The organism is Enterococcus sp. AZ040 (assembly GCF_050499185.1).
Classification (GTDB): domain Bacteria; phylum Bacillota; class Bacilli; order Lactobacillales; family Enterococcaceae; genus Enterococcus_D; species Enterococcus_D entomosocium.
The window spans coordinates 1,921,998-1,948,965 of record NZ_JBMHEW010000001.1 but is presented as its reverse complement, the minus strand read 5'-3'; the positions used below and the strand labels follow the sequence as shown (position 1 = coordinate 1,948,965).

The window sequence follows — 26,968 nt, the reverse complement described above, 5'->3', positions numbered from 1 at the left end:
CCATTGAAAATACGCTGAAACGATAGGTGCAATAAAATAGCCTGACAGATCACAAAATGATTTGTCAGGCGAATGTTTATTTGCGGGTCAATTTTACCACCACTTCGCAGCGTGCGGTTTGTGGAAACATATCTACTGATTGCAGATATTCTACGTGAAACACTTTGGCTAATTGGACTAAGTCTCTTGCTAAAGTAGAAACATTACAAGATATATAGACCATCTTCTTCGGTGGTTGTTTCAGCAAAGCTTGCAATAATCGTTCATCCAAGCCTGTCCTTGGCGGATCAACAATGATGCTATCAGGTTTGAAGCCTTCATTGAACCATTTTGGTAAGAGCTCCTCAGCAGTTCCCGTTTCATAATGGGTATTTTGGGCACCAATACGGTGGGCATTTTCTTGGGCATTTTCGATCGCTTGAGGAATAATGTCCATGCCGCGGACTTCTTTGGCATAAGGTGCCACACTCAACCCAATCGTCCCCACACCACAGTAAGCATCAACAACTGTTTCATTTTTGCTCAAGTCAAGGGCTTTTAACCCTTCTTGATACAAGACGCTGGTTTGCTGCGGATTCAGCTGGAAGAATGCGCGGGCGGACAAATCGAAGGTCAGTTCATTCAACCGTTCTTCGATTGCTTCTTTGCCCCAAAGATGAATCGTTTCCTCTCCCATGACGACGGACGTTTTTTTGTTTTGCACATTTTGCATGATGGAAACGACTTGCGGCAAGCGCTGATTGATCTCGCGAATCAGCGCATTTTTTTGCGGCAGTTTGACAGAATTGGTAATGAAAACAACTTGGACTTCGCCAGTGGCGATCCCGATGCGAACCATCAATGTTCGTAAAATCCCGCTATTTTTTCGTTCATCGTAAATCGGGATCTGGTATTTGTTCAACAATTGGACGATGCCGTTGATCACTTTTTGCGTATCTTGTTCTTGTACGAGGCAATCATCAATGGCGACTAAGCGATGAGACTCCATTTCGTATAAACCCACTTCGATTCGTTTGGTTTGACTGTTGTAACGCAATTGAAATTGTGCTTTGTTGCGGTAATGCCAAGGAACATCCATGCCTAAAGTATCCCTTAGTTCAAACTGTTGGTAACCTTTTGGCTTAAATTTTTCAAGTGCTTGTTTCAATAGGTCTTTTTTGAAGTCTAATTGTTTGTCGTAGACTAAGTGCTGCAATTGGCAGCCGCCGCACCGGTCGTAAAACTTGCAGGGTGGTTGGATGCGATCGCTGCTTGGCTTGATGATTTTGGTCATCTTAGCTTCAGCAAAGCGGGGAGAGGCTTTGGTGACTTCGGCAATGACCTGTTCCCCCGGTAGAACACGGGGAACAAAGATGATCAGCTTTTTGTAATACCCGATGCCTTCTCCGTTGATCCCCAAGCGTTTGATCGTTAGTTGTAGTTTTTGTCCAAGCTGGACTTGTGTATTTGCCATGTGAACTCCTTAAATAAAATAGTCAGTTCATTTTACCACATTTTTTCAGCTTGATTAGAAGGAATTTCATCGTAGTTGTGGTAAAATAGAATGTACGTTCGCGAGGTGAAGAAGATGAATACAATTATTCGTATCAATAAAGGAAAAGGACCATTTTATGAAGTGGCGACATCAGAAGGTGAAACGCTGCGGGTCTCAGAAGATCTTTTGGTCCGTTTTCGGCTATTAAAAGGCAAGGAACTGAGTGAAGAAGAATTAAAAGAAATCAAAAAAAGTGCGGGGTTTGATTTAGGATTGCAGCAAGCCATGAACTATATCAGCTATCAGCTGCGTTCTGAAATGGAAGTCCGTACCTATTTGAAAGACAAAGAAATCGAAAAACAAGACCGAGACTTAGTCGTTGAACGTCTGAAAGAGTTGAATTTGATCGATGACAAAAACTACGGAGAAAGCTACATTCGCACCCAAGTCCGCATGAGTGATAAAGGACCCGTGGTCATCAGTCAGCAATTGAGAAAAAAAGGATTAAAAGATCCCGTGATTCAGGAAGTATTGCCTTTGTATACCGAGGAAATGCAGTTTGAAGTCGGGTATCATACGGCTGAAAAAGCGATGCGTCGTTTTCACAACAAAAGCCATAAAGAAATGATCCAAAAGATAAAAATGCATTTGATGCAAAAAGGTTTTCATCAAGGAGTCATTCAGATGATTTTGGATGAATTACCGATGGAAAAAGATGAGGACCAAGAAAATGAAGCGCTCCAAAGAGAAGGGGCCCGACTTATGCGGCGGCATCAGCGGTTACCATTGATGAAACGAAAAATGAAAATCAAGCAAGGCCTTTATCAAAAAGGGTTTGCCATCGATGATATACAACGATTCTTAGATGAGGAAGTAATGGATGAGTAAGCAATGGGAAACTTGGGATGAAGAAAAAATCAAGACGTTCCAAGAAACATTTTTAACTTGGTATCATAAAGAAAAACGCAATCTGCCTTGGCGGGCGACCAACGATCCGTATGCAATCTGGATCTCAGAGATCATGCTTCAACAAACACGAGTGGAAACAGTGATTGGCTATTTCTATCGTTTTATGGAACAATTCCCGACGATCCAAGACTTGGCGGCAGCCGAAGAACAAAAGCTTTTAAAGGTTTGGGAAGGTTTAGGTTATTACTCTCGTGCCCGTAACCTTAAGGCTGCTGCACAGCAAATCGTTGCCGAATTCGACGGAGAAATGCCCCAATCAATTGAAGAGATTCGCTCATTAAAAGGAATTGGTCCCTACACAGCTGGAGCCATTGGCAGTATTGCTTTTGGCTTGCCAGAACCGGCAATCGATGGAAATGTGATGCGGGTCGTCAGTCGGTTATTTTGTATCGAAGCAGATATTGCGAAAGCCAGCAGCCGAAGACCATTTGACGAGGCGATGAGAACAATCATTTCCCCCGATGAACCTGGTGAGTTTAATCAAGCCTTGATGGATCTTGGCTCACGAATCTGTACACCCACTACACCGAAATGTGAAGAGTGTCCCATCAGTCAGTATTGTCTTGCTTATGCGGAGAATCGACAAACAGACTTTCCAGTGAAATCGAAAAAAGCAAAGCCAAAAGATGTCTATTACATCGCAGGCGCCATCGAAGATCAAGGCTCGTTTTTACTCGTGCAGCGACCTGAAACAGGCTTATTAGCTTCTATGTGGCATTTTCCGTTGGTTGAAGTAACGAAAGAACAATATGATGCTTTGCAGCGAACATGGGTAAAAGAGGAACAGCTGCAGTTGGATTTGATTGCCGAAGAGGATGCGCTCGAAATTTTTCCTGATCTGCCTGTCGTTTGGCAAAAACGACATTTTGGCGAGATCACTCATATCTTTAGTCATTTGAAATGGCACGTCCTTTTATTTTACGGCAGAAAACGTGGAGAGCTCACGTTACAAGACAGCGAATGGGCAGCAAAAGAATCCTTTCAAAACTATGTTTTCCCAAAACCCCAGCAGAAATTGGTGGATCAATTAAAGAAATATCAGAAACTCGATAAAGATTTCTAGGCAAAGCTTTCTTTTATTGCTATAATATTAACGATGTCGGTGTAATGAACACCCAAACAAAACGCAAGTTTTCTTGCTGAGGGAAGGGTTGCTATGCGAGTTCCAAAAGAAGGAGAGTTTGTCAGCATTCAAAGCTACAAACATGACGGCAATTTGCATCGAACGTGGCGGGATACGATGGTCTTAAAGACCAGTGAATTCTCAGTGATAGGGGTCAACGATCATACATTAGTGACCGAATCAGATGGAAGACGCTGGGTTACCCGTGAACCAGCAATTGTATATTTTCATAAAAAATACTGGTTTAATGTTATTGCAATGATTCGAGAAAAGGGGGTTTCCTATTATTGTAATCTTGCTTCACCGTATTTACTTGATGAAGAGGCATTGAAATATATCGATTATGACCTTGATATCAAAGTATTTCCTGATGGCGAGAAACGTTTACTAGATGTGGATGAGTATGAATTGCACAGTAAGATTATGCAATATCCGCAAGACATTGATTTTATCTTAAAAGAAAATGTCAAAATTTTAGTAGATTGGATCAATAATGGCAAAGGACCCTTTTCGCAAGGGTATGTGGACATTTGGTATGATCGCTACAAGCAGTTGTCTCAAAAATAAGTAAAATGGGTCGAATCGCTCATTTTCCCTAAGAAACTTCAACCAAGTTGGTTGGAGTTTTTTTGTGTTTCTAATGGAATGCTTCAATCAGCAGGTTTTAAGTTCTGTTTAAGCTGACAGTCCCATGATAGAGAGACCAAGAAAATTAGTGGGGGAAGCACATGAAGAAAAAAGGGAAGCTTGTTATCGGGACCACCATGATTCTGCTTTTTGCAGCGGGGTTTGCTGTGTTGAGAAACGACCAATCCGCTCGTGAGGAGAGTCAAGAAAGTACTTCTCAAACTGAGCTTAACGCTCAAACTGAAGAGACCGCTCAGACTGCCAGTATGGTTCAAATTTATGTAGATCCCTCAGAATACGATGCAGCGATTGAAAGTGAGAACGATTATGTACCGATTTATCAGTCAACAAGTCAAGAGACAGTCATTGGGAAAATCCATCGGGGAAGTTGGGCAACCTTCATCAGTCAAACAGAAGACATGGTTGAAATTCAAACAGACGATGGGGTAACTGGTTATATTGAAAAACAATCAGCATCGATTCAAGAAGTCGCGCTTTCGGCAATCCCAAAAGATCTATCGAACTTCAAAGTCGTCCTTGATGCAGGTCACGGCGGCGAAGATTCTGGGGCACTGTCAACGGATCAAACGATCATGGAAAAAGACTTGACGCTAACAACGGTCCAAACGATCGGCGAAGTGTTGACAGAAGCAGGTATTCAAGTCAGTTATACACGCACTGAAGATCGTTATCTCTCGCTGTCTGATATCACCGCTGCTTCGCTTTCAGAAGAACCAGATTTATTTATTAGCATTCATTACGATAATTCAGAAATACCAAACAGTAATCAAGGACTGACAACTTACTATTACTATACTGGGTCAAAAGAGATGGCAGAAACGATCACTGCCAATTTGAGTTCTTCGGTGGCATTGAGTTCCAACGGCACTCGTTTTGGTAACTATTATGTGTTGCGAGAACAATATCTTCCAGCAGTATTATTGGAGTTAGGCTATTTGAACAGTGACAATGATTTGGCAATGATTACAAGTGAAGGGTATGATCAAAGGGTGGCGCAAGCGTTGCTGACAGCGATTGAAGAGATCGTTGAAGCAGAGGAATAAAAAACGGCGACTACAAAACAGAGGAAGGATCTGTTTTGTGGTCGCTATTTTAAGGAATCACTTCTCGTTAAAGATTTTGCTCATTTTGATATGGGGCATATCTGCGTCTAAAAAAACATCGCCTTCAGGCTGATAGCCTAACTTCAAGTAAAACTCTTTGGCGGTTATTTGTGCCCCTAAAGTGACTTTTTTGATTCCTTGTTTTTGAATGAAGGCTTCCGCACCTTCGATCAGTTGTCTGCCATAACCTGAACCTCGATGAGCAGCGGGGACCGCCATTCGCTGCAACTTCACTTCATGATCAGAGATAGGTAAGAAACGCAAGGTTGCGACTGCTTCATTATCGTCGTCATATAAGACAAAGTGGACTGCCAATGCTTCATTTTCATCTACTTCCAATGCTAATGGAACACCTTGCTCTTTCACGAATACTTGATTTCGTATTTTCAATGACGCCAAATAAATGTCACTCAGCGTATCTTTTGTTTGTGCAATATGCATAAAAAATTCACCTCAGCTAAGATTTCTCCGTTATTTTTAATAGTATACCACTTTTTTTACAAATTTTTTTTGTTTGCGGCTAAAGTCGCAAGCTTTTTTTTTCAAAATCATCTATAATGTTATAAAAAAGGGAGGGAATCTTTTGTTCGACAAATTCAAACAATCAAAACTGTTCTTTTGGTCATTGGAAGCATTGGTTTTAGTGACACTCGTGTTTGTGTTAAGTAAAGTCAATTTTCTATTTGCACCGATTGGCACGTTTTTTTCTACTTTATTTGCACCAGTATTGATTGCTGGCTTTCTGTATTACCTGCTAAATCCAATCGTCTTATTTTTGATGAGAACCACAAAAATAAAACGACTGTTTGCTGTCATATTGGTTCTGTTGTTATTAGTAGCAGCAATCATCTTGATTTTCGTCAGCGTTATTCCTAATCTAGTGAGTCAGATTACTTCATTGGCGGAAAATATTCCAACATTTGCCAAAAATATGGAAAGTTGGATCTCAAGAATCGCAGATGATCCATTTTTCAAACAAATCGATATCGCGCAGCAGTTAGAAAACCTAAATCTTTCTTATGGTTCTTTGCTGCAGCAGTTTCTTAGTGGGTTATCCACTAGCTTAGGATCGATCGTCAGCACGATTGCTTCCGCGACGATGATCATCGTTACAGTACCATTCATCCTTTTTTACATGTTGAAGGATGGAGAAAAGCTAGTTCCTAATCTGAAAACTGTCTTTCCAGAAAGAAGACGAGATCAGATTGTTGGGTTGCTAGGTGACTTAAACAAGACATTATCCAATTACATTAGTGGGCAAGCGATCGAATGTATTTTTGTCGCTACCTTCACGTTTATTGGTTACTGGATGATCGGCGTTAACTATGCCTTTCTTTTTGGGGTAATTGCAGGCGTCACAAACTTGATCCCTTATTTAGGCCCATATCTTGGTTTGATTCCGGCGGTGTTAGTGACGGTCTTTGATGAACCATTTCGCGCATTATTATGCTGTATCGTGGTTCTGGTCGTCCAACAATTAGACGGAAATGTTATTTACCCGAATGTAATCGGAAAATCATTGGCGATCCATCCGTTAACGATCATTTTGGTCTTATTAGTTGCTGGAAATCTAGCTGGCTTGCTGGGGATTTTCCTAGGTGTGCCATTTTATGCGATTTGCCGAACGATCGTCGTCTTTATTGTTCGCCTGATCAAAGACGACAAAATCAAGAAAAATCAGGAACGGTTGATCGAATAATCAATGACTGGTGTTTTTTATTGCAAAGAAAAAAACTTTGTGATAGGATTTTATCGTGGGCTAAGCCCACGATTTTTTTTAGAAAATGAAAAAATAAGGAGAGAATGCTATTATGAATGCTGACCCCGAGAGTCAGTCGCTTCTAGCGCAAATTTTATTATTGATCGTTTTGACATTGATCAACGCTTTTCTAGCGGCCTCTGAGATCGCAGTTGTCTCAGTTAACAAAAACCGTGTGGAGCAAAAAGCGGAAGAAGGAAATGTCAAATCACAAAAATTATTGAAAATCATTGATAATCCAACAAATTTCTTGTCAACGATCCAAGTTGGGATTACCTTGGTGAATATTTTATCTGGGGCATCTCTGGCAGATACCTTGTCGACCCGTTTGGCACCTTTATTAGGTGGAGGGACGGCGGCTAAAAGCTTAGCGAACATTATTGTTTTAGCGATCTTGACGTATGTGTCGATCGTTTTCGGTGAGTTGTATCCAAAACGGATCGCCATGAACAAATCAGAAGAAGTTGCCCAGTTCACTTCTGGTGTCATTCGAACGATCGGGATTATTGCAAAACCTTTCGTCTGGTTCTTATCTGCTTCGACAAGTTTATTGGCGCGCATCACTCCAATGGAATTTGACGATGAAGACACGAAGATGACCCGTGATGAAATGCGGTATATGTTGGAAACAGAAGGGGTCTTTGAAGAAGATGAATTAGAGATGCTGCAAGGGATCTTTTCATTAGACACGAAAGTCGCCCGGGAAGTCATGGTTCCTAGAACCTCAGCCTTTATGGTGGACATCAATGACTCAGTAGAAGAAATTTTGACTGAAATTTTAGCAGAAAATTATTCTCGTATTCCTGTATATAATGAAGATAAAGACAAAGTCGTAGGGATTTTACATACCAAAAATCTTTTGAAATGTGCGTACAAATATGGCTTTGATACGATGGACATCAAACAAATCCTGCAGGAACCATTGTTTGTGCCAGAAACGGTCTTTATCGATGATTTGCTTTATGAATTAAAGAAAACCCAAAACCAAATGGCGATTTTACTTGATGAATATGGCGGCGTCGTTGGGTTGGTTACACTAGAAGACTTGCTAGAAGAAATCGTCGGCGAGATCGATGATGAATCAGATGAAGTCGAAGAGCTTTATGAAAAAATCTCTGATAAAGAATATGTCATCCAAGGACGCATGTTGATCGATGATTTTAATGAAGCCTTCAACATGAGCTTGCATATGAGTGATGTGGATACGATGGCAGGATATTTGATCACTGCTTTAGGATTAATCCCCGATGAAGGAGAAAAACTATCCTTCGAAGTGGACAATGTGAAGCTGATCTCTGAAGAAATGGAAGGATCACGCGTCTTGAAGATCCGGGTGATTTTCCACGACCCAGAAGAAGGGGAAGTGGAACCAGAGGAAGAGCGGCGCTATTTCCGTAAAGATTTTGAGGAAGATGAGCCTCGCCGTTAAAGTTCCGTATAAATGAAATGAGAAAGACCAAGGCAGTTGCTTTGGTCTTTTTTGTCCGTTTTTTTACGTATTCCCCTTGATTTGTATGGAAGAAACGGTTACGATAAATTTATTGAATAATACAGTTTAAAAACAGATAAAAAAACACATGTATCTTATCGTTAAGCAGTTTGATTGCAATTTTCCGTAAGAAAAGCGAGAATATCCATAGAAATATAATGAGAATGAGGGGCTTGAAATGAAATTTTACCGTATGCTTAGTGAAGATATCCGTTACAATTTGGCGACTGAAGAGTATTTGATGAATAACGTAGATGTTTCGGATCCTTGTCTTCTGTTATACATACAAAAACCATGTGTTATAATCGGCAGAAATCAAAATGCGTATCAAGAGATTGATTTTGACTATCTAAGAAGCCGTAAGATCGTTTTGACTCGCAGAACGTCTGGTGGTGGAGCGGTTTATGACGATCTAGGCAATATGAGTTTTAGTTTTGTCACCAAAAAAGATGCCACGAGCTTTGGTGACTATCAAAGTGCAACACAACCTATCATGAAAGGCTTAGCGGCAATGGGAGCCAAGGATGTTGAAGTACATGGCCGTAATGATCTGTTCATTGATGGGAAAAAGTTTTCTGGCAATGCGATGTATACAAAAAAAGGCCGGACGTATTCCCATGGCACATTGATGTATGATGTGGATCTAGAAGAATTGACGAAAGTTCTACATGTTGCCCAAGAAAAAATTGCTTCTAAAGCCACGAAATCAGTTCGGAAAAGTGTGACGAATATCAAGCCCTTTTTGGAAGAGCAATACCAATCAATGGATACCAAGGAATTTCGAGATACACTCCTTTGCCGAATCTATGAAGTAGAATCGATTGATGAAATCAGTGAGCAAGAGATCGTCTTAACGGAAACCGATCGACAAGCGATCCAAACACTGTTTGAAGAACGATATGCCAATAATGAGTGGATTTTTAATGAAGCGCCTGCTTTCGAATGGCAAAAAAGAAAGCGGTTTGAGCAGGTTGGGATTGTTGAAGTCGATTTTACTGTCAACAAAGGCAAGATTGCAGCGATTCAAATTACCGGTGATTTTTTTGGACAAAAAGAGATCAGTGAACTTGAAGCGATGTTGCAAGGTATTGATTTTGAAAAAAGCACCATTAGCCGCTTGCTAGAGGGAATCGCCATCGATCAGTTTATCCATCAGATGACCGCTTCTGAATTTTTAGCATTGCTGTTTGATTAGGAGGAAAAAGATGTTAGAAGCGATCAATCTCACAAAGCGTTACGATCGAAAGGTTCTCGGTGGTTTGTCTTTTTCTGTTCAGGCAGGAGAAATCGTTGGGGTCGTCGGCAAAAGCGGCTCAGGAAAATCGACGTTGTTGCGGCTTTTAAACTTGATTGAAACCCCTGACAGCGGGGAATTACTTTTTGATGGCAAAAAAATCGATACATCGAATAAAAAGCATCTGCTACGTGCACAACAAGAAATCGGCATGATTTTTCAAAATTACAATCTGTTACACAATCGAACCGTTTTCGAAAATGTCTATTTGCCCTTGAAGTTAATGGGAAAGTCAGCAGATATGGTACTTGAGATGCTTTCGTTTGTTGGCATGGAAGATAAAGCCCACATCTATCCGGCCAAGTTAAGCGGCGGAGAGAAACAACGAGTGGCTATTGCACGGGCTTTGATCCGTGAGCCCAAAATCTTGCTGTGTGACGAGCCCACTAGTGCGCTGGACGAAGATACGAAAGCCGATGTTCTTGCTTTGCTGCAAAAAGTTCAACAGACGTTTCAACCAGCTGTCGTCTTTGTCAGTCATGAGCTATCGGCCGTCCGACAAATTTGTCAACGTGTGTTTGTATTGGAGGACGCCGTCTTTGAGGCGGAGTTTGCCAATCAGCCACAACCAATCGTCCGCATTGAAAGCTCTTATGTGAACAAAGTGGAGAGGAGTCTGCTGCATGACGATCAGTGAGAGTATTTTGTATTATCTGCCTGAATTGCTGCAATCTTTGAAAGAAACAGCGATCATGATGGGCATTTCGATGCTCGCAGCCATTGTCTTAGGTCTACCGTTAGGTGTCTGGCTTTTTCTCAGTCGCAGCCGAGGGAAAAAAATCTCATTTCTTTATGAGTGTTTGAATCTCATTGTGACGATCATCCGCTCGTTTCCTTTTTTATTATTTGTTGTAGCTTTGATCCCGTTGACGCGGATGCTTTTAGGCAGCTCATTTGGACCGATTCCCGCCAGTTTTCCTTTGAGCATCGTTGCTATGAGTATTTTTGCTCGTTTGACGGAGCAAGTGCTGTTGGATGTTCCAGAAGAAGTTTCTTATTTGGCGAAATCTCTTGGTGTCAGTCAATGGCAGTATGTTTGGTCGTTTTTACTAGTGGAAGCTAGAAGCGGCTTGATTTTATCTTTAACGACGACAGCAGTCAGCATGGTTTCTTATTCGACGGTGATGGGGATCGTTGGCGGCGGCGGTATCGGCGATTTTGCGATCCGTTATGGGTACCAGCGTTATGAGTATGGCGTGATGTATTTTGCAATTATCATCATGATTCTTTTGGTCTTTATCCTGCAAGGGATTGGCAATCAAGCAGCAAGAAAACTTGATAAACGAAAATAGGAGGAATGAAAGTGAAAAAAGGATTTGTTTTAGGATTGAGTGTATTGGCATTAGGTGTATTGGGGGCTTGCGGTACAGGTTCTGATGAAGCGAGCGAAGAGAAAATCATCAAGGTCGCTTCGCAAACGACGCCAATGACCGATGTCGTAAAGGTTGCAGCTGAAGCAGTGGAAGATGGCTGGGAAATCCAATTGGTCCAAGTCAATGACAATATCCAGTACAATGAGTTGCTGAATAATGACGAGGTCGATGCTAACTTTGCGCAACATGAACCATATATGCAAATGTATAATGAAGAAAAAGATGCAAACCTAGTGGCACTAGATAAAATCTACAACGCAAAAGTCGGTTTTTATTCCAAAGAGTATACGGATATCAATGATATTCCAGAAGGAACGAAAGTCGCATTGCCAAATGATGTGTCCAATGAAGGTCGAGCGTTAGCGATTTTAGCAGAAGAAGGATTGATTACCCTTAAAGAAGGCGTTGGTGTCAATGGGACATTAAAAGACATTACCGAAAATCCGAAAAAATTTGAGTGGTTATCTGTCGATTTACTGAATCTTGCGGAAGCCTATGATGAACCAAACGTATCTTTGGTATACAATTACCCAACCTATATCGCGAAAATCGGTTTGAAACCAGCAGATGCCCTTTTCTTAGAAAAGACCATCGATGATCGCTTTGCTATCTCATTGGTTGCTCGAGAAGACAATCAAGATTCTGAAAAAATCGCTGTATTGCGCCGTGCCATGACTAGCGATAAAGTTCGTGAGTTTTTAGAAAACGAGCATAGCGATACCTTATTGCCAGCATTTTAATTTATTTCTATCAAAATGGAAGGAACGCCCTTTGCCTAACTCTCTAAAAGAGAGTAGTCAAAGGGGTTTCTTGTCTTTTTTTGCTTTTTTATCACCCTTATCCATGATATACTGATTTGGTCAGAAAACTAGCGACAGTCTAAAATAGACACTGTTCGCATTGTAAATACAAGAAATGGAGCAATAGAATCAATGGATAATCCAAAATTAAAACAACAAGTCGATAGTCGCCGTACCTTTGCGATTATTTCCCATCCGGATGCGGGGAAAACAACCATTACAGAACAATTATTATTATTCGGTGGCGCGATTCGCCAAGCTGGTACGGTCAAAGGGAAAAAGACTGGTAATTTCGCAAAGTCCGACTGGATGGAAATCGAAAAACAACGGGGGATCTCCGTTACCAGTTCCGTTATGCAGTTTGATTACCAAGGCAAACGGGTCAATATTTTAGATACCCCTGGGCATGAGGACTTTTCTGAAGATACCTACCGTACCTTGATGGCGGTGGATAGTGCTGTCATGGTGATCGATAGCGCAAAAGGGATCGAAGCACAAACGAAAAAACTCTTCCAGGTCGTTAAAAAACGTGGTATTCCGATTTTTACTTTTATCAATAAACTCGACCGTGATGGCCGCGAACCATTAGAATTATTAGAAGAACTAGAAGATCTTTTAGAGATCGAATCATTTCCAATGAATTGGCCGATCGGCATGGGGAAAGGCTTGGAAGGACTGTATGATATCCACAACCAACGGGTCGAATTTTACCGTCCTGACAATCACGGTGGGGAACGTTTAGTTGCCCTAGATGAAAATGGTCAATTCCCAGCAGATCATCCATTTGCCGAAGATGGGCTGTTCCAACAAGTTTTAGAAGAAGTGGAATTGCTGCAAGAAGCTGGCGACGCCTTTGATACAGAAAAAATCGCTCGGGGCGATCAAACCCCTGTATTCTTTGGTTCTGCTCTCACAAATTTTGGCGTACAGACCTTTTTAGAAACCTTCTTGACTTTTGCACCAGCACCTTACGGACATAAAACACTAGCTGGTGAGGAAGTCAGTCCTTATGAACCAGAAATGTCTGGGTTTGTATTCAAGATCCAAGCAAACATGAATCCTGCCCATCGTGACCGGATCGCCTTTGTCCGCATTTGTTCAGGAACCTTTGAACGAGGCATGGACGTTACTTTAGAACGTACTGGCAAAAAAATGAAACTCAGTAATGTGACTCAATTTATGGCTGATACCCGTGAAAATATTGAAGAAGCTGTCGCCGGAGATATCATTGGTGTCTATGACACGGGGAATTATCAAATCGGTGACACGATTTATGAAGGAAAACTAAAAGTTGCTTACGAAGAGCTGCCATCGTTTACTCCGGAACTCTTTATGAAAGTTACTGCGAAAAATGTGATGAAGCAAAAATCTTTCCATAAAGGAATCTATCAGTTGGTCCAAGAAGGGGCTATCCAGTTGTACAAGACGTATCTTAGTGATGAGTATATCATCGGTGCTGTCGGGCAACTGCAATTTGAAGTTTTCCAATATCGCATGATGAATGAGTACAATGCGGAAGTCATCATGACCCCAATGGGCCACAAGATCGCCCGTTGGATCGATCCGAAAGACTTGGATGAGCGTATGAGCTCCAGTCGTAACATTTTAGCGAAAGACCGTTTCGACCAGCCATTGTTCTTGTTTGAGAATCAATTTGCGATGCGTTGGTTCGCAGATAAGTACCCAGATGTCGAATTGAAGAGTTTGATGTAAGAGCCGTTTCCCGCGAGCCTGTCTAGGTATGCGCAACTCTGTACGTAAGGCTGATCTTTTTGAATTGAACGATCGTAGAAAGTCCTTTCTTATCAAAATGGATAAGAAGGGGCTTTTTTTGCTGAAAACGTGCTTTTGATACAGAAGGAAGGCTGTGTGATTTGGGCAATGGTCCAATGATCAGACAATTATCCTAATTTATAAGCATTCTTTTAAAAGAAGATAAAAAGAGTTGGAAAAAGAGCGTAGTATTAAAGATGACCGCAAGGAAGTGCACTTGAAATGAATAGAAAAATATCATAGGCACATTTGGTGATTCAGGAAATTTTCACTTGTTTGAAAGTAGAGGGAAAGCAGAGAATAGATTGCCAGTGATAGAGGTCATTTAATCATTTGATCGAGGGACAAGTTCTTTTTGTCAGATGCTACTAGTGAAGACTAAACTTTCTTTATCTGAGCATGATTCGGTTATAGCCCTTAAAACTTCATTTGAAGCACTTCTAACAGATGGCTTAAGTTTTCAGTTGGTGAACCATGGCTTCATAACTCCAAAATGAATTAGTCTCATTGCTAGTCTACTAGTTATCTATAGAACGATTTTGCTAAAGCGAATGATTATTTGTTAAATAAAAGTGATTTCTGAAAGAAGAAAGGGGACCATGTAGTGTTAAAAAGTTTGTTATTCATATTTTCGGCGATATTTTTCTTTCCAACAGTAGAGGCTGCGGCTGATGAGGTTTCCGAAACGTTGATTTTTGATTTGAACACGATTGACTTTAAGGACGAACACTATTATTTGTTGAAAACCACACAAGATCTTCAGTTGACCGTCGATAGCAACGGCAGTGAAGGTGCTTTTGGCGTAGAGATCACAGCTGTCGGGAAGGCATTTTCAGCAGAACTAAACAGCGTGAACGGTTCGGAAGAGAAAATCATTCAGATTGAGGATACTGATGAAGTATCAATGATTCTTAACGTAGCTGCAACATTGAACATAAAGGAATATCTTGATTCCAACTCTGAGTACTACCTATCAGTCACTTTTACAGCAATTGATGATTCAGAGACCTTTACGAAAGATATAAAAATGAATCAGACGGATGAGGAAAAAGAAGAGATATCGGATGAGAACTTAATGACTGAAGACCAAGACGATGAAAAGCAAGAAGACAATGGCATCGAAGATGATTCTGAGAGCCAAAAGGAAGAAGCAGAATCTATTTACGACGAGCAAGCAAACTTGGAAGAAGACTCGCTTGATAAGGATTCTACCAAACTAGAAGATTCAATCAGTGATGTTGAGGATGAGGCTGGTACTGAGTTTTTTTTAGGGAAGAAAAGCCAATGTGAGACAGCAACATTTTTTTCAAAAGAAGTGATCATTGAAAAAAATATGTTTAGATTTATATTAGGAAAAACCGCTTATTTGATATGAGCGGTTTTTCTTGTCTCACTTCTTCTATTTCTTCCTAAAGAGGAAACCATGGAGAGAAGATACGCAACATTTCTTTAAAAAGGAATCTCTCAATAATTGATGACCAATGGAATAAGTAGAAGCAGAACAAAAGAGAGGAACTAGCCCTCTCTTTTTCTTTTTGATTTTAAAATGTAGATGACTGCAGCTGCCAGCGCTGCAATGAGAACAAAGATGATCCAGATAAGGATTTGATTATTTGTCTGAACGTTGGCAGTGTTCGTTGGACGGTTCTCTTTTTTGAAGTTATCCAAGTCCTCTTTCTCATAAGAAAAAGTAGTGGTGATCGCTTTTCTAGTTGTTTCTATTGTTAAACGGTATTCGCCTTCAATAAGCTCACTATCGTCTATTAAAGGAATCTGCATTCTTGATTTGGTTAACGGCGTTAAAAGAACGGAATCTGCTAACTCTCCAGAGACAATTGTTTCTCCATTTGGGTTTATTAGTTCGTAGAGCGCATTGTTTAAGTTGCCTAAAATAGGATTATAGTTGAGGGCATAAAATTGTAGGTTTACCGTGTCCTGAAGAGCAACAAATGAGAAATCTTGATAAATAATATCTTGAATATCCTCATATTTGCTAAAAATTAAGTTGATAAAAATAATAGACTCGTAGGCAGACGCAATACTAATAGAATCTTCAGCTGTTTGAACACCTAATATTTGCTTAAAATTAATTCCACCCATTACAGTACCTTCAAGCTCTATGTCGTCTGGAACATTTATGGTAATGCTGACACCAACAGATTCATTAGGAGCAATTTCTATTTGATTCTCTTCGTCTATAGCTTCTGAAGCGATAGTAACATAATTTGAAAAGTCGTATTTATCATCGAGAAGGTTCTCTGTATTCGAAGTGTACAAAATAGAGGATTCTCTTGGAATAGCAGTTGAAGCAAAGGGAGTGACCACTATTGATGAATCACCAGCTCCGATGTTTTCCAATTTAATTTCAAATGTATACTTTTTATCAACATCAGAAGGAAGAGTAATAGTATTTCTTGATGTCTCATATTCGGTATCGCTAAGCGATAGTTTTAAAGTATTCGTTGTCTCATTCGCTGTTGCAATACTTATATTTATATTTGCGATTATTGTCAATATGAGGAAGAACACAGAAACTCTTAGAAAGGAGTCTCTGTGTTTTGATATTTTATCCATATGTTATCCTTTTTAAGAATTAAAGGTCTTGGCCATTGTCTAAGTCAGTAGTATCTGATGCAGTAACTGTGATAGTGGGTGTGCCATCTAGCAAAGCAGTTTGACGATTGAATGTGAAAGTTGTATCTACGCTGGTAGCTACTGATTGGGAAATAGCTTCTGCTTCAACGGCAACATCACCATTTTCGGTGATAACGATTCCTTCAGAATCAGAAGAAACTGTAATTGTAACTTTATTAACTGAACGAGTTAAGTTTGTTAATGTTCCGCCAACGTTTTCAATAGTTCCTGTCATTGTTCCGTTGACAAATAATGCTGGACTTATTTCGAACGTTTCGTTTAAATTCATATCATTAAATGCAAAACTAGATGTTCCTTCTGTTATAGTAACAGCAAATGGAACAGAGGGAACCTCTGGCATAGCAACATCTGCTGACGCAGTGATTCCTCCTACTAGTAGTAAAGATGTTGCCAATGTAGTACCCAAAATAACTTTTTTCATAATAAAACCTCACTTTAATTTTTGCAGATGATTTACTGCTTAAATAAAGTATACAATGATGATGTATTAAGTTATTATCCGTTTTTGCGCTATTTTTAATGAAAAAGTAGAAAATATTTTATTAATCTGATTTTTTATAAAATAATTTAATCAAATTTTCTAGTAGTCAAGTGATGTTGATTATCAAGTCCACATATTTTTCTGTGTAGCAATTGTCAGTGCAGTAATGATTTATATGAAAATAATTTTGTTGCAATGTTACAATTTGGCTAATATTTTAAGTCAAGATCTTCTCAGAGTTGAAAGAATTGTCGTTCCAACTAGGATTCGACCTAGCAAAGTAATTATATTGTTATTCGTAGTCTCTGAGAATTTGCTCTGAATCAGTCGCTGTCAGGGGAATCAGTTCTGAAGATTCATATCTGTTATTTCTTTCGTGAACATCTGCAATTCAGTAGAATACAATCTTCTATCATTTTTAAGATACTATTTATAGAAGTAGTTTTACGAGTATGAACTATTGCATAGGTGGGGATTGAACGTATTGTTCTATTTATGCATTTCTATTGAATGGGCAATCAAAGTCATAGATTTGAAAATTATCAATTAATGTTTTTATTCAATTTGTAATCTGTACCTATAAATCTTCTACCTTAACGGGACAGAGATATTAAAGGTTGCTTCAAGCTTAAAATTATAAATCCGTACTTGTTTCATTTTAAAAATATCTCAAAAAAATTAGCTGTTTAGAATTACTATCTCATTAATACTAGATTTTAGTAGGATTCATAATATTAGGAGAATATACAATAAGACTCTTTGAAGAAACCTTAGAGTTTTTTTGTCTCTTTTATTTTTATGAAGTTGCTACTCGTTTCTAATTAACAGGTCTTTTAGTCAGTAGAAAGAAAAATGAGGAACAATGATTATTTTATTTGTAGTTTTTTTGAAAAAAAGACGATAAAAATCGGCTGGTTCTTACTATATCCTTAATAGCAGAGGATCAAAGTTCTTTTAAGGAGTGAATCAAAATGCTGCAAACCAGAATAAATTTCAGTCGACAAAAGAATGCTACTATGTTGACTGTGCGCTTTTTCAGCAACAAGACGAATACGATTTTAGAGAGAAATTTAATTGTGGATCAAGAAGATGATCGCCAATCGGTTCTTGACTACTTAGCACAATCACTAGGGGAAATCAACATCTTGCAATACTCTTCAAAAAACGTTTTGTGTATCGCTGAACGTTCAAGGTTAGAAAAAGCAGGCGGCACTCATCGATTGGAACATTTTTGGGGAGATGTGATCAGCTATATCGTTGAGTGCGTGGATAAATCTGGTGTTCATTATGATTTGCATGTCATTGGCAATGTTGATTCGGATGATGAAGAAATCATGCGGTCAATCAATCAAATGAGTGATGAATTGTCGATCATTAACATTTATGAATACAAAGATTGCTGGCTAAAAAGAGAAGATATTTTATTACAAGCTCTTTGAAATGAACTTGATTCCTCAAAGAAGTTTGTCCAGCTAGAAAATGATTTTACTCTCCAAGTCACTTACCAATCAATGAAAGAATACGAATTTTTTCTAAGTTTATGGAAACAGCTAATTCACAGGTTCTTTTTCAGGGTTTCCAACACTTTTTGTTACAAAAAATAAGAATCGTTTCACAAGTTTTTCTCACCCGTACTGTTTTAAAGAAGAGGGGATTTTTCTGAATTTTTTATTAAAATTGTCCGTTTAATGAAAAAAGAGGCTTAAATTTAAGTTTATTTTACTATAATTGGATACTGGGATACTTTTTAAATAAGGCGGGTAAAAAATTTTGGAGTATATAGAAAAATTGTATAGGTTTTATTTAACCAAAAAACAGGTAGATAAATTAACTGTTGTTAGAAATATCATTTTGGAGAAGCAGCTGTCTCTAGATAAAATATGTGAAACGACAAACAAATCTTTGTATCAGGTGAAAATATTGATCAATGAAATCGCCGAAGATATGAGAGAGTTTACGACTTTTGACGAGTCAATTTTTTTGCTGAAAAAGAGAACTGTTTATTTGTCACGAGAATTAAATGAAGAACAAAGCCTGCATATTTTTGTGAATCTAAAGAAAAAATATTTCTTAGAATCTCCTTATTATCGTCTATTATCCTATTTGTTAAGAAAAAGAAAGACCCGTATGGTGGACATCTCGGAAGAATTGATTTTTAGTATTTCTTATTGTTATAAATTGATCAGCTATCTTAAGAAAATGCTGGTTATCCAAAATGTTCCGATTACTATCAATAACAATACAGATTCCATTGATTTGACAGGGGCAGAGCCGTGTGTGAGGATGTACCATTATTTAGTTGAGATCATGGCTTGTAATGTATACATCAATCAGCGAACCCGTGCCAGCGTTGAATTAGCAGCTAAAGAATATGAGCCGTTAAAAACCACAAAAGTGAAGCACGACATTATGTTTTCAATCATTGAAAATGCGGTGTTGAGAGGCTATATTGTCAATGAGTTAGACGATGCTTCCATCACTATTTATGAGCAAATCAAGCAACTAGATGGGGAAAAGCAAGTGATCAAGCTGCTGCCGATCAGAAGTCAGCAAGATATTGAGAAAGAACAGATTTTTTATCATTTCTGGGTTTTTCTTTTCATACCTGAAACGATCTCGGATCAAGAAAAACTACTTTTGGGCCAAAAGCTGAGAAATCTTTTAGGAAATCCGCTGGTCGAATTTTCTGCCGATGTTGTAGCTGTCTTGTCGCAAAAGTATAATCTTTCTAAAGAGATCGAAGAATTCATTACCTATGAATTAGTGATGAATACATGGGGCTGTCTTCATCTCTTTTTGGATAGTTTTGTGTCTACTGAAGATTTGTCCTCTACGAACGAACGAGTATTAGAGGTGGAAGAGCTGATTGCAGCTGCCTTGCAGCGCCATTCGTTTGTAATAGAAAAAGAAGCCCTCTTCTTAAGGAAAATCGCTCAGATCACAGCGTCCTATTTACCTATCCAGGAAGAGGAACCGATTCGCATTGGTATTTCTCTTTTGAACCATCCAGAATATATTCCGGTCATTAAAAACAAACTGTTGAAAATTTACAATGAAAATGTGATTCACTTTAGTTCGAATTTAGGAGACTCAGATATATTGGTTTCTGATGGCGTGCTAATCCATAATGAGTCGCAGAAATTCACATTTTTTGGCAATGTTCATAGTACCAAGGATTGGCACAATCTAAATGTGATGATCCAGTCGATGATTTCTAATAAATATACTTGAAAAGAGAGCGTATGGCTCTCTTTTTTTACTTGAACATCAGGTATCGTTGGTCGAAGTACTAACCAAAAGAAGGAAGAGAGAAGACAAAAAAAGATATCTATAAAAGAGGGCTGCGACAGTCACCTTTTATAGATATTTTTTAAACCCGTGATCAGGCAAAGCTAACGTGATGAGGATAACGTTTTTTTGATGGAGATTTCCACCACTTCGGGCATTTGGATCACAGAGATCGTTGCAGGATCATAAGAGCCATCAGGTAATTTTTTCAAGAAGTAATTTTTGATTTCTTCAACTTCCGTCGGGCGAATAGTTCTTTTTTTATTGATCAGCAAAATTTCATTGTGGTTCGGCGCTGAGGTAAAGATCACGGTTGTATCTCCGGCTGTGTAAACCTTTACAAGTTCCGCGTCGGTATTTTCAAGTTGATTCAATACTAGTCGAGAATGGCTGTTCGTAACATTGATTAATTTCACCAGACTCACCTCACATTCTATGTATTTATTAATAACATTATAGGGCGTTTTTTTTCAAAAGAAAAGCCAGACAACTCGGAATTACCCAATTTTTTGGCAAAACATGGTTGTCTGGAAAAGGAAACGTTTCGTTACACGTTTTGGCAGCTTGTTACTCGTTTGTTTCCGATGCTTCTTCTTCAGAAGCCGGATTGGCTTCTTCAAGAGGTGCAGGGGACTCAGCGGAGGTCACAATGATTTTATCTGCATCTTCTAATTGTGCTTTTAGTTGATGTACTTGTGGATGCTCAAGATAAAATTCTGCAATGCCGTCTTCGATTTGATCTTGGATGGTTCTACGCAATGGGCGAGCCCCCATCGTTGCACTGTAACCAAGATCCACCAATTTTTCTTGCACGTCTTGTGGAACGTCGATATGCAGTTTTTGTTGGCTAAGGGTTTGATTGACTTCATGCAGCATGAGAGACACGATCGATAACAAGTTTTCCTTGCTTAAAGCTTTAAATTCGATGATGCCGTCAAAGCGGTTGAGAAACTCTGGTGTAAAGTAATTATTCAATTGATTCAAAACGGAACGAGTGATACCTTCACGCGCCGCACCGAAGCCAACGTTAGCTTCAACTTTGCCGGTTCCGGCATTACTTGTCATGATGATCAAGGTGTCCTTAAAGCTGACGGTACGTCCTTGAGCATCGGTCAAGCGACCATCATCGAGAATTTGCAAGAACATATGCAATACATCAGGATGGGCTTTTTCTACTTCATCTAATAGAATCAAGCTGTAAGGATTCCGACGAACTTTTTCAGTCAATTGACCTGCTTCTTCATAGCCAACATAGCCTGGAGGAGAACCAATCAATTTGGATACACTGTGTTTCTCCATGTATTCTGACATGTCGAAACGAATCATTGATTCTTCAGAACCAAACATTTCATAAGCTAATTGTTTTGCTAATTCGGTTTTCCCGACACCGGTTGGACCGACGAATAGGAAAGAGCCGATCGGACGGTTTTGTTTGCCTAAACCGACCCGATTTCTGCGGATCGCTTTTGCAACTTTGTCGATTGCTTCGTCTTGACCAATAACTTTAGCTTTCAAGTCATCCGCAAGATTCCTCAACTGGGTTTGTTCTTTTTCTTTTAATTCCCCAACAGGGATATTTGTCCGTTCTTCAACAATTTGTTCCATGTCTTTTTCGGTGATGACAGGCGTTTCTTCTTCGCTGATTTGACGTTCTTTCATTTTTTGAAGCTTGTTGATTTGATCGCGATAGTAAGCAGCTTTTTCAAAATCTTCTTCTCGAGAGGCAGCTTGTTTTTGTTCTTCCGCTTCTTGTAATTTCTTTTCGATCGTTTTTGGATCAACGATTTGGATCGTCAAGTTTTTCTTCGAACCTGTTTCATCTAGCAGATCGATCGCTTTATCAGGCAAGAATCGATCTTGAATGTAACGGTTAGAAAGGGTAGCGGCAGCTGCGATCGCTTCATCCGTATATTTCACATGATGGTAATCTTCATAACGCGGTTGTAGGCCTTTTAAAATACGAATGGTTTCTTCCACAGAAGGTTCATCCACACGTACTGGTTGCAAACGCCGTTCTAAAGCGGCGTCTTTTTCGATAATGCGGTATTCATTTAACGTCGTTGCTCCGACCATTTGTAGTTCTCCACGGGCAAGAGCTGGTTTTAAGATGTTTCCAGCATCCATATTTCCGTCGCCGGCTACACCAGCGCCAACGATTTCATGGACTTCATCGATAAACAAGATCACATTTTCCGCTTGCTTGATTTCTTCGATCAATTTTTGGATGCGTTCTTCAAATTGGCCACGAATACCTGTGCCTTGAACAAGCGACGCAACGTCCAAACGAATAACTTCTTTTTCCATCAATTTTTGTGGCACATCACCATCAACGATTTTTTGGGCTAACCCTTCAACAACGGCAGTTTTCCCAACCCCAGGTTCACCAATCAATACAGGATTATTTTTGGTTCGGCGATTAAGGATCTCGATCACGCGTTTGATTTCTGAATCACGACCGACCACTGGATCGACTTCACCATCACGAGCCATTTGAGTGATATTGATGCCATATTCTCCCAGCAGACCCGCAGGCGCTTGGTTATTGCGTGGTGGTTGCCCGCCAACAAAACCGTTACCGCCAGTTTGTGTCGGTGGGGTTTGTTCATAAGGGGTATTTCCTTGCTGCATTTGACGAGACATTTGACGGAATAAATCATCAAGATTGCCAAATCCAAAAGGATCTTGCGCCATTGCAGCTGCAGCATTCCCAGATTGTGCTTTTAATTTTTGGTAACAACTTTGACAATAATCGAGTTGTTTTCTTTGACCATTGACATTGGCATATAAATGAATTGAAGCTTCATTTTTGCCGCAATTTTGACAAAGCATAGATTCACGACCTTTCATATTTGTTCCAACAACCCTATTTTACGGCGCATTTGATTGCTTGTAAAAGAAAAGGGGCTGTGGGCAAAGTAACGGTCACCTTCAAGGTAATGTGTTATTGACCTTTACTGACCATAATTCTATTATACTAACTTTTTGTCAGACTGCAAGAATTTTACCTTTAAAAATTTTCCCTTCGATTTCACTTATAGAAGCGGTCTTTTAAATAAAAAGTAATTCCTATATAATAGAAAGAAAGAGGTGAGAATAGACGTTGGAGAACAGAGATTTTGCTGCAGAAGTAGTACGTTTACGCAATGGAGAGATCCAAGAATTGATTGTCCAACAGCCGGAATTTCTGGCGTTTAGAGATGTCTGGCTCCAGTTGGAAGACCGGTCTTCTTTTGTCGGAGAAGCGGGGTTAAATGGGAAGATCATCTACCGTTATGTGCAAGAAAATAAATAGGACATTTATTTCAATCGTTTATTTAAGAGAAAACGGTTGTCTATCGAGGAAAAAAATGGTAATCTTAACAGTTGAAAGGGCGATTTTTTTCGGGTATCATTGCATGCATGGAAATTTTGCCTTCACACAAAAAAACGTATCATAAAGGAGATTGATCAATATGGAAAAGAAAGATTTTCACGTAGTTGCTGAGACAGGGATTCACGCACGTCCAGCTACATTATTGGTTCAAACAGCAAGCAAATTCAACTCTGATATCAACTTAGAGTACAAAGGTAAATCAGTAAACCTTAAATCAATCATGGGCGTAATGTCATTAGGTGTTGGCCAAGGTTCTGATGTAACTATTACTGCTGAAGGTGCTGACGAAGCAGATGCAATCGCTGCAATCGTAGAAACAATGAAAAAAGAAGGTTTGTCTGAATAATGGTTGAGATGCTAAAAGGAATTGCTGCTAGTGATGGTGTAGCCGTTGCGAAAGCCTACCTGTTAGTACAACCTGATTTATCTTTTTCAAAAGTATCAGTTGAAGATACTGTAGCAGAGGAAGCACGCTTAGATGATGCGTTAGCGAAGTCAACAGCGGAATTACAACAAATCCGCGACAAAGCAGCGCAAACTTTAGGTGAAGCAGAAGCACAAGTATTTGATGCTCATTTAATGGTTCTTTCAGATCCTGAGATGATCGGTCAAATCAAACAAAACGTGACAGATAACAAAGTCAATGCAGAAGCTGCATTGAAAGAAGTTACTGACATGTATATTGGTATGTTTGAAGCAATGGATGACAATGCTTACATGCAAGAACGGGCAGCTGACATCAAAGATGTTGCTAAACGTATCTTGGCGCATTTGTTGAATGTGACTTTGCCTAATCCTTCAATGATCAACGAAGAAGTAGTCGTTGTTGCGCATGACTTGACACCAAGTGATACCGCACAATTAGACCGCAACTTTGTTAAAGCTTTTGTAACAGATATCGGTGGACGTACTTCTCATTCCGCAATCATGGCACGTTCTCTTGAAATCCCAGCAATCGTTGGAACGATGGAGATCACTGCAAAAGTGAAAGCGGGCGACATCTTAGCTGTTAACGGCATTATCGGTGACGTTATCGTCAACCCGACAGATGACCAAGCGGCTGAATTTGTTGAAGCTGGGAAAGCCTACGCAGATCAAAAAGCAGAGTGGGAAAAATTAAAAGATGCTGAAACAGTTACGGCTGATGGTAAGCACTTTGAATTAGCTGCGAACATTGGTACACCAAAAGATTTAGAAGGTGTCCACAACAATGGTGCAGAAGCAGTCGGTTTATACCGTACTGAATTCTTGTACATGGATTCTCCTGATTTCCCAACAGAAGAAGACCAATATAAAGCGTATAAAGCAGTTCTAGAAGGAATGGCTGGAAAACCAGTGGTTGTCCGCACAATGGATATCGGTGGCGATAAAGAACTTCCTTACTTAAAATTGCCTCATGAAATGAATCCTTTCTTAGGCTATCGTGCATTGCGTATCAGCTTGTCTGAACTTGGGGACGACATGTTCCGTACCCAACTTCGTGCGTTGTTACGTGCTTCTGCTCATGGTAACTTACGTATTATGTTCCCAATGGTGGCAACATTGAAAGAGTTCCGTACAGCGAAGAAAATGTATGAAGAAGAGCGTCAAAAATTGATTGACGAAGGCGTTGAGATTTCTAACGAGATCCAAGTCGGAATCATGATCGAAATTCCAGCAGCAGCTGTCTTAGCAGACAAGTTTGCGAAGGAAGTTGACTTCTTCAGTATTGGTACCAATGACTTGATCCAATACACAATGGCTGCAGACCGCATGAATGAACGCGTGTCTTACTTGTACCAACCATACAACCCATCCATCTTACGCTTGATCAAAAACGTGATCGATTCAGCGCATGCTGAAGGCAAATGGGCTGGTATGTGTGGAGAAATGGCGGGCGATCAAACTGCTGTGCCACTTCTTGTAGGTATGGGCTTAGATGAGTTCTCAATGAGTGCAACATCTGTTCTGAAAACACGTAGCTTAATGAAACGTTTGTCAACCACTGACATGCAAGAATTAGCAAAACGTGCATTAGAAGATTGCGATACAATGGAAGAAGTTGTAGAGTTAATCGAACAGTATGTAAAATAATCATTTCTAGGCAACAAGCAATTTTTGCTTGTTGCCTTTTTTTGTTTTAAGAAGACATTTTGTTTGATTTGACTTGCAACAACTTACTACTTTTTTCAGAAAACGAACAGTTTTGTCATATCTTGGAATTAAGCTATGATTCCCTGAGTTTTTCCCGTATCATGGTTAAATGGGGAACAAAATCTAGGACCATGGTAGGAGTATCTCTGCGATCGCCTATGGTATACTAATATCAGATATAAGCATTTCCAAGGAGGAATCATCTTTGAAAGTACTTCTTTATTTTGAAGGAGAAAAATTATTAGCTAAATCAGGTATCGGTCGCGCATTGGCCCATCAGCAACAAGCGCTGACATCTGTCGGGATTCCTTTTACTCTTGATAAAAATGATGAGGATTATGACATTCTTCACATCAACACGTATGGAATCAATAGTATGCATATGGTCAATAAAGCCAAAAGACAAGGAAAAAAAGTGATTTACCATGCCCATTCTACAGAAGAGGATTTTCGGAATTCATTTATCGGTTCAAATCAGCTTTCGCCATTATATAAAAAATATTTGATCAATCTTTATTCCAGAGCCGATCAATTGATCACCCCGACCCCTTATTCGAAAGAACTTTTGGAAGGGTATGGTATCCAAGTGCCGATCGAAGCGATCTCAAACGGGATCGATCTTGACAAATATCAGCCGGATCATGAGAAAGAAAAAGCATTTCGTGAGTATTTTCAGCTTTTACCTGATCAAAAAGTCATTATATCGGTCGGTTTGTTTTTTGAACGAAAAGGCATTCTTGATTTTGTAGAGATAGCTAGACAATTGCCTGAATATACGTTTATCTGGTTTGGTCATACACCAATGATGACGATTCCTAAGCAGATCCGCGACCTTGTCAATGAAGACCATCCAGAAAATGTGCTGTTTCCCGGCTATATCAAAGGAGACATCATCGAAGGGGCATATTCAGCGGCTGATCTGTTTTTCTTTCCTTCCTATGAAGAAACAGAAGGGATCGTGGTCCTTGAGGCGTTAGCCAGCCACCAAAATGTGCTTGTTCGGGATATTCCAGTATATAAAGGGTGGCTAAGCAATGGGCACAATGCATACATGGAGAAAACCAATCAAGGGTTTATCGAGAAAATCAAAGGAATCGTAGATGGCACGTTGCCACAGTTAAGTGAAGCGGGTTATGAAACGGCCAAGCAAAAGAGTATTGATGAAATCGGATATGAGCTAAAAGAAGTTTATACAAAAGTGATGAATACGGAATAAAGAAACTAATGTAAAGT

Annotated in this window: 24 protein-coding genes; 18 read left to right on the top strand and 6 right to left on the bottom strand. The window is 39.6% G+C overall.

From position 1 onward, the window contains the following. Positions 1 to 76: 76 nt before the first annotated feature. Positions 77 to 1,453: a 23S rRNA (uracil(1939)-C(5))-methyltransferase RlmD gene (gene rlmD / locus IGK63_RS09040; RefSeq protein WP_016612208.1), complete on the bottom strand. Its 1,377-nt coding sequence runs from the start codon at positions 1,451 to 1,453 to the stop codon at positions 77 to 79. Between the two features lie 114 nt (positions 1,454 to 1,567). On the opposite strand from rlmD, the gene recX reads away from it, so the two are divergent. The 4 genes from recX (at position 1,568) to IGK63_RS09020 (ending at position 5,257) form a co-directional block, all read left to right on the top strand. Further along, entirely contained in the window at positions 1,568 to 2,362 is a 795-nt protein-coding gene (gene recX, locus IGK63_RS09035) for a recombination regulator RecX (protein WP_008378247.1), read from the top strand. Continuing rightward, a complete protein-coding gene (gene mutY, locus IGK63_RS09030) occupies positions 2,355 to 3,506 on the top strand; it encodes an A/G-specific adenine glycosylase (RefSeq protein WP_016612207.1) in 1,152 nt (383 codons plus the stop codon). The genes recX and mutY overlap by 8 nt, the downstream gene beginning before the upstream one ends. A gap of 93 nt (positions 3,507 to 3,599) precedes the next feature. Further along, positions 3,600 to 4,133 (top strand): nucleoside tri-diphosphate phosphatase, encoded by a 534-nt coding sequence (ntdP, locus tag IGK63_RS09025; protein ID WP_005225863.1) that lies wholly within the window; start codon positions 3,600 to 3,602, stop codon positions 4,131 to 4,133. Between the two features lie 161 nt (positions 4,134 to 4,294). Beyond that, positions 4,295 to 5,257, top strand: a complete 963-nt coding sequence (locus tag IGK63_RS09020) for an N-acetylmuramoyl-L-alanine amidase (protein ID WP_016612206.1) — start codon at positions 4,295 to 4,297, stop codon at positions 5,255 to 5,257. Positions 5,258 to 5,314: 57 nt separating this feature from the next. On the opposite strand, the gene IGK63_RS09015 is transcribed toward IGK63_RS09020, so the two are convergent. Then, the gene (locus IGK63_RS09015) at positions 5,315 to 5,758 is read right to left on the bottom strand and encodes a GNAT family N-acetyltransferase (RefSeq protein WP_016612205.1); all 444 of its coding nucleotides are present in this window, start codon (positions 5,756 to 5,758) and stop codon (positions 5,315 to 5,317) included. A 142-nt stretch (positions 5,759 to 5,900) separates the two neighbouring features. On the opposite strand from IGK63_RS09015, the gene IGK63_RS09010 reads away from it, so the two are divergent. From IGK63_RS09010 to IGK63_RS08975, 8 genes are all read left to right on the top strand, one after another. Next, positions 5,901 to 7,016 (top strand): AI-2E family transporter, encoded by a 1,116-nt coding sequence (locus tag IGK63_RS09010; protein WP_034872555.1) that lies wholly within the window; start codon positions 5,901 to 5,903, stop codon positions 7,014 to 7,016. 112 nt (positions 7,017 to 7,128) lie between these two features. Further along, complete coding sequence (locus tag IGK63_RS09005) at positions 7,129 to 8,505, top strand: hemolysin family protein (RefSeq protein WP_005235523.1); 1,377 nt, start codon at positions 7,129 to 7,131, stop codon at positions 8,503 to 8,505. A gap of 238 nt (positions 8,506 to 8,743) precedes the next feature. Continuing rightward, positions 8,744 to 9,760 (top strand): lipoate--protein ligase, encoded by a 1,017-nt coding sequence (locus IGK63_RS09000; RefSeq protein WP_016612202.1) that lies wholly within the window; start codon positions 8,744 to 8,746, stop codon positions 9,758 to 9,760. 10 nt (positions 9,761 to 9,770) lie between these two features. Beyond that, positions 9,771 to 10,496: a methionine ABC transporter ATP-binding protein gene (locus IGK63_RS08995; protein ID WP_144330601.1), complete on the top strand. Its 726-nt coding sequence runs from the start codon at positions 9,771 to 9,773 to the stop codon at positions 10,494 to 10,496. After that, positions 10,483 to 11,151 carry a methionine ABC transporter permease gene (locus IGK63_RS08990; protein WP_005235530.1) on the top strand — a complete coding sequence of 223 codons (669 nt, stop codon included), beginning with the start codon at positions 10,483 to 10,485 and terminating at the stop codon, positions 11,149 to 11,151. The genes IGK63_RS08995 and IGK63_RS08990 overlap by 14 nt, the downstream gene beginning before the upstream one ends. 5 nt (positions 11,152 to 11,156) lie before the next feature. Further along, entirely contained in the window at positions 11,157 to 11,972 is an 816-nt protein-coding gene (locus tag IGK63_RS08985; RefSeq protein WP_016612200.1) for a MetQ/NlpA family ABC transporter substrate-binding protein, read from the top strand. 192 nt (positions 11,973 to 12,164) lie between these two features. Further along, complete coding sequence (locus IGK63_RS08980) at positions 12,165 to 13,745, top strand: peptide chain release factor 3 (RefSeq protein ID WP_008378231.1); 1,581 nt, start codon at positions 12,165 to 12,167, stop codon at positions 13,743 to 13,745. A 664-nt stretch (positions 13,746 to 14,409) separates the two neighbouring features. Further along, a complete protein-coding gene (locus IGK63_RS08975) occupies positions 14,410 to 15,180 on the top strand; it encodes a hypothetical protein (RefSeq protein WP_016612199.1) in 771 nt (256 codons plus the stop codon). Positions 15,181 to 15,320: 140 nt separating this feature from the next. On the opposite strand, the gene IGK63_RS08970 is transcribed toward IGK63_RS08975, so the two are convergent. Together IGK63_RS08970 and IGK63_RS08965 are read right to left on the bottom strand one after the other, a co-directional pair. Further along, positions 15,321 to 16,379 carry a WxL protein peptidoglycan domain-containing protein gene (locus IGK63_RS08970; RefSeq protein WP_016612198.1) on the bottom strand — a complete coding sequence of 353 codons (1,059 nt, stop codon included), beginning with the start codon at positions 16,377 to 16,379 and terminating at the stop codon, positions 15,321 to 15,323. Between the two features lie 19 nt (positions 16,380 to 16,398). Beyond that, on the bottom strand, positions 16,399 to 16,881 hold the full coding sequence (locus IGK63_RS08965) for a hypothetical protein (protein ID WP_005235554.1): 483 nt from the start codon (positions 16,879 to 16,881) through the stop codon (positions 16,399 to 16,401). A gap of 1,031 nt (positions 16,882 to 17,912) precedes the next feature. On the opposite strand from IGK63_RS08965, the gene IGK63_RS08960 reads away from it, so the two are divergent. Continuing rightward, positions 17,913 to 18,380 (top strand): hypothetical protein, encoded by a 468-nt coding sequence (locus IGK63_RS08960; RefSeq protein WP_005235556.1) that lies wholly within the window; start codon positions 17,913 to 17,915, stop codon positions 18,378 to 18,380. 472 nt (positions 18,381 to 18,852) lie between these two features. Continuing rightward, on the top strand, positions 18,853 to 20,172 hold the full coding sequence (locus IGK63_RS08955) for a helix-turn-helix domain-containing protein (protein ID WP_223347168.1): 1,320 nt from the start codon (positions 18,853 to 18,855) through the stop codon (positions 20,170 to 20,172). Positions 20,173 to 20,333: 161 nt separating this feature from the next. Here the strand turns inward: IGK63_RS08955 and IGK63_RS08950 are convergent, their stop codons facing one another. Together IGK63_RS08950 and IGK63_RS08945 are read right to left on the bottom strand one after the other, a co-directional pair. After that, positions 20,334 to 20,645 carry a DUF1827 family protein gene (locus tag IGK63_RS08950; protein ID WP_008378223.1) on the bottom strand — a complete coding sequence of 104 codons (312 nt, stop codon included), beginning with the start codon at positions 20,643 to 20,645 and terminating at the stop codon, positions 20,334 to 20,336. A gap of 151 nt (positions 20,646 to 20,796) precedes the next feature. Next, positions 20,797 to 23,058: an AAA family ATPase gene (locus tag IGK63_RS08945; RefSeq protein ID WP_429972480.1), complete on the bottom strand. Its 2,262-nt coding sequence runs from the start codon at positions 23,056 to 23,058 to the stop codon at positions 20,797 to 20,799. Positions 23,059 to 23,329: 271 nt separating this feature from the next. Between IGK63_RS08945 and IGK63_RS08940 the strand changes: the two genes are divergently transcribed. From IGK63_RS08940 to IGK63_RS08925, 4 genes are all read left to right on the top strand, one after another. Continuing rightward, positions 23,330 to 23,521 (top strand): hypothetical protein, encoded by a 192-nt coding sequence (locus tag IGK63_RS08940; protein WP_005235564.1) that lies wholly within the window; start codon positions 23,330 to 23,332, stop codon positions 23,519 to 23,521. 160 nt (positions 23,522 to 23,681) lie between these two features. Beyond that, complete coding sequence (locus tag IGK63_RS08935) at positions 23,682 to 23,948, top strand: phosphocarrier protein HPr (RefSeq protein WP_003126335.1); 267 nt, start codon at positions 23,682 to 23,684, stop codon at positions 23,946 to 23,948. Continuing rightward, on the top strand, positions 23,948 to 25,675 hold the full coding sequence (gene ptsP, locus IGK63_RS08930) for a phosphoenolpyruvate--protein phosphotransferase (protein ID WP_016612195.1): 1,728 nt from the start codon (positions 23,948 to 23,950) through the stop codon (positions 25,673 to 25,675). Before IGK63_RS08935 ends, ptsP begins: the two co-directional genes overlap by 1 nt. A gap of 265 nt (positions 25,676 to 25,940) precedes the next feature. Continuing rightward, a complete protein-coding gene (locus tag IGK63_RS08925; protein ID WP_016612194.1) occupies positions 25,941 to 26,951 on the top strand; it encodes a glycosyltransferase in 1,011 nt (336 codons plus the stop codon). Positions 26,952 to 26,968: the final 17 nt, after the last annotated feature.

Coding starts and splice junctions, on each gene's coding strand:
- recX (WP_008378247.1), top strand. CDS start 1,568: ATGAATACAATTATTCGTATCAATAAAGGAAAAGGACCATTTTATGAA.
- ntdP (WP_005225863.1), top strand. CDS start 3,600: ATGCGAGTTCCAAAAGAAGGAGAGTTTGTCAGCATTCAAAGCTACAAA.
- IGK63_RS08960 (WP_005235556.1), top strand. CDS start 17,913: ATGCTGCAAACCAGAATAAATTTCAGTCGACAAAAGAATGCTACTATG.
- mutY (WP_016612207.1), top strand. CDS start 2,355: ATGAGTAAGCAATGGGAAACTTGGGATGAAGAAAAAATCAAGACGTTC.
- IGK63_RS08985 (WP_016612200.1), top strand. CDS start 11,157: ATGAAAGTGAAAAAAGGATTTGTTTTAGGATTGAGTGTATTGGCATTA.
- IGK63_RS09020 (WP_016612206.1), top strand. CDS start 4,295: ATGAAGAAAAAAGGGAAGCTTGTTATCGGGACCACCATGATTCTGCTT.
- IGK63_RS08980 (WP_008378231.1), top strand. CDS start 12,165: ATGGATAATCCAAAATTAAAACAACAAGTCGATAGTCGCCGTACCTTT.
- IGK63_RS08995 (WP_144330601.1), top strand. CDS start 9,771: ATGTTAGAAGCGATCAATCTCACAAAGCGTTACGATCGAAAGGTTCTC.
- IGK63_RS08965 (WP_005235554.1), bottom strand. CDS start 16,881: ATGAAAAAAGTTATTTTGGGTACTACATTGGCAACATCTTTACTACTA.
- ptsP (WP_016612195.1), top strand. CDS start 23,948: ATGGTTGAGATGCTAAAAGGAATTGCTGCTAGTGATGGTGTAGCCGTT.
- IGK63_RS08970 (WP_016612198.1), bottom strand. CDS start 16,379: ATGGATAAAATATCAAAACACAGAGACTCCTTTCTAAGAGTTTCTGTG.
- IGK63_RS09015 (WP_016612205.1), bottom strand. CDS start 5,758: ATGCATATTGCACAAACAAAAGATACGCTGAGTGACATTTATTTGGCG.
- rlmD (WP_016612208.1), bottom strand. CDS start 1,453: ATGGCAAATACACAAGTCCAGCTTGGACAAAAACTACAACTAACGATC.
- IGK63_RS08990 (WP_005235530.1), top strand. CDS start 10,483: ATGACGATCAGTGAGAGTATTTTGTATTATCTGCCTGAATTGCTGCAA.
- IGK63_RS08945 (WP_429972480.1), bottom strand. CDS start 23,058: ATGCTTTGTCAAAATTGCGGCAAAAATGAAGCTTCAATTCATTTATAT.
- IGK63_RS09000 (WP_016612202.1), top strand. CDS start 8,744: ATGAAATTTTACCGTATGCTTAGTGAAGATATCCGTTACAATTTGGCG.
- IGK63_RS08935 (WP_003126335.1), top strand. CDS start 23,682: ATGGAAAAGAAAGATTTTCACGTAGTTGCTGAGACAGGGATTCACGCA.
- IGK63_RS09005 (WP_005235523.1), top strand. CDS start 7,129: ATGAATGCTGACCCCGAGAGTCAGTCGCTTCTAGCGCAAATTTTATTA.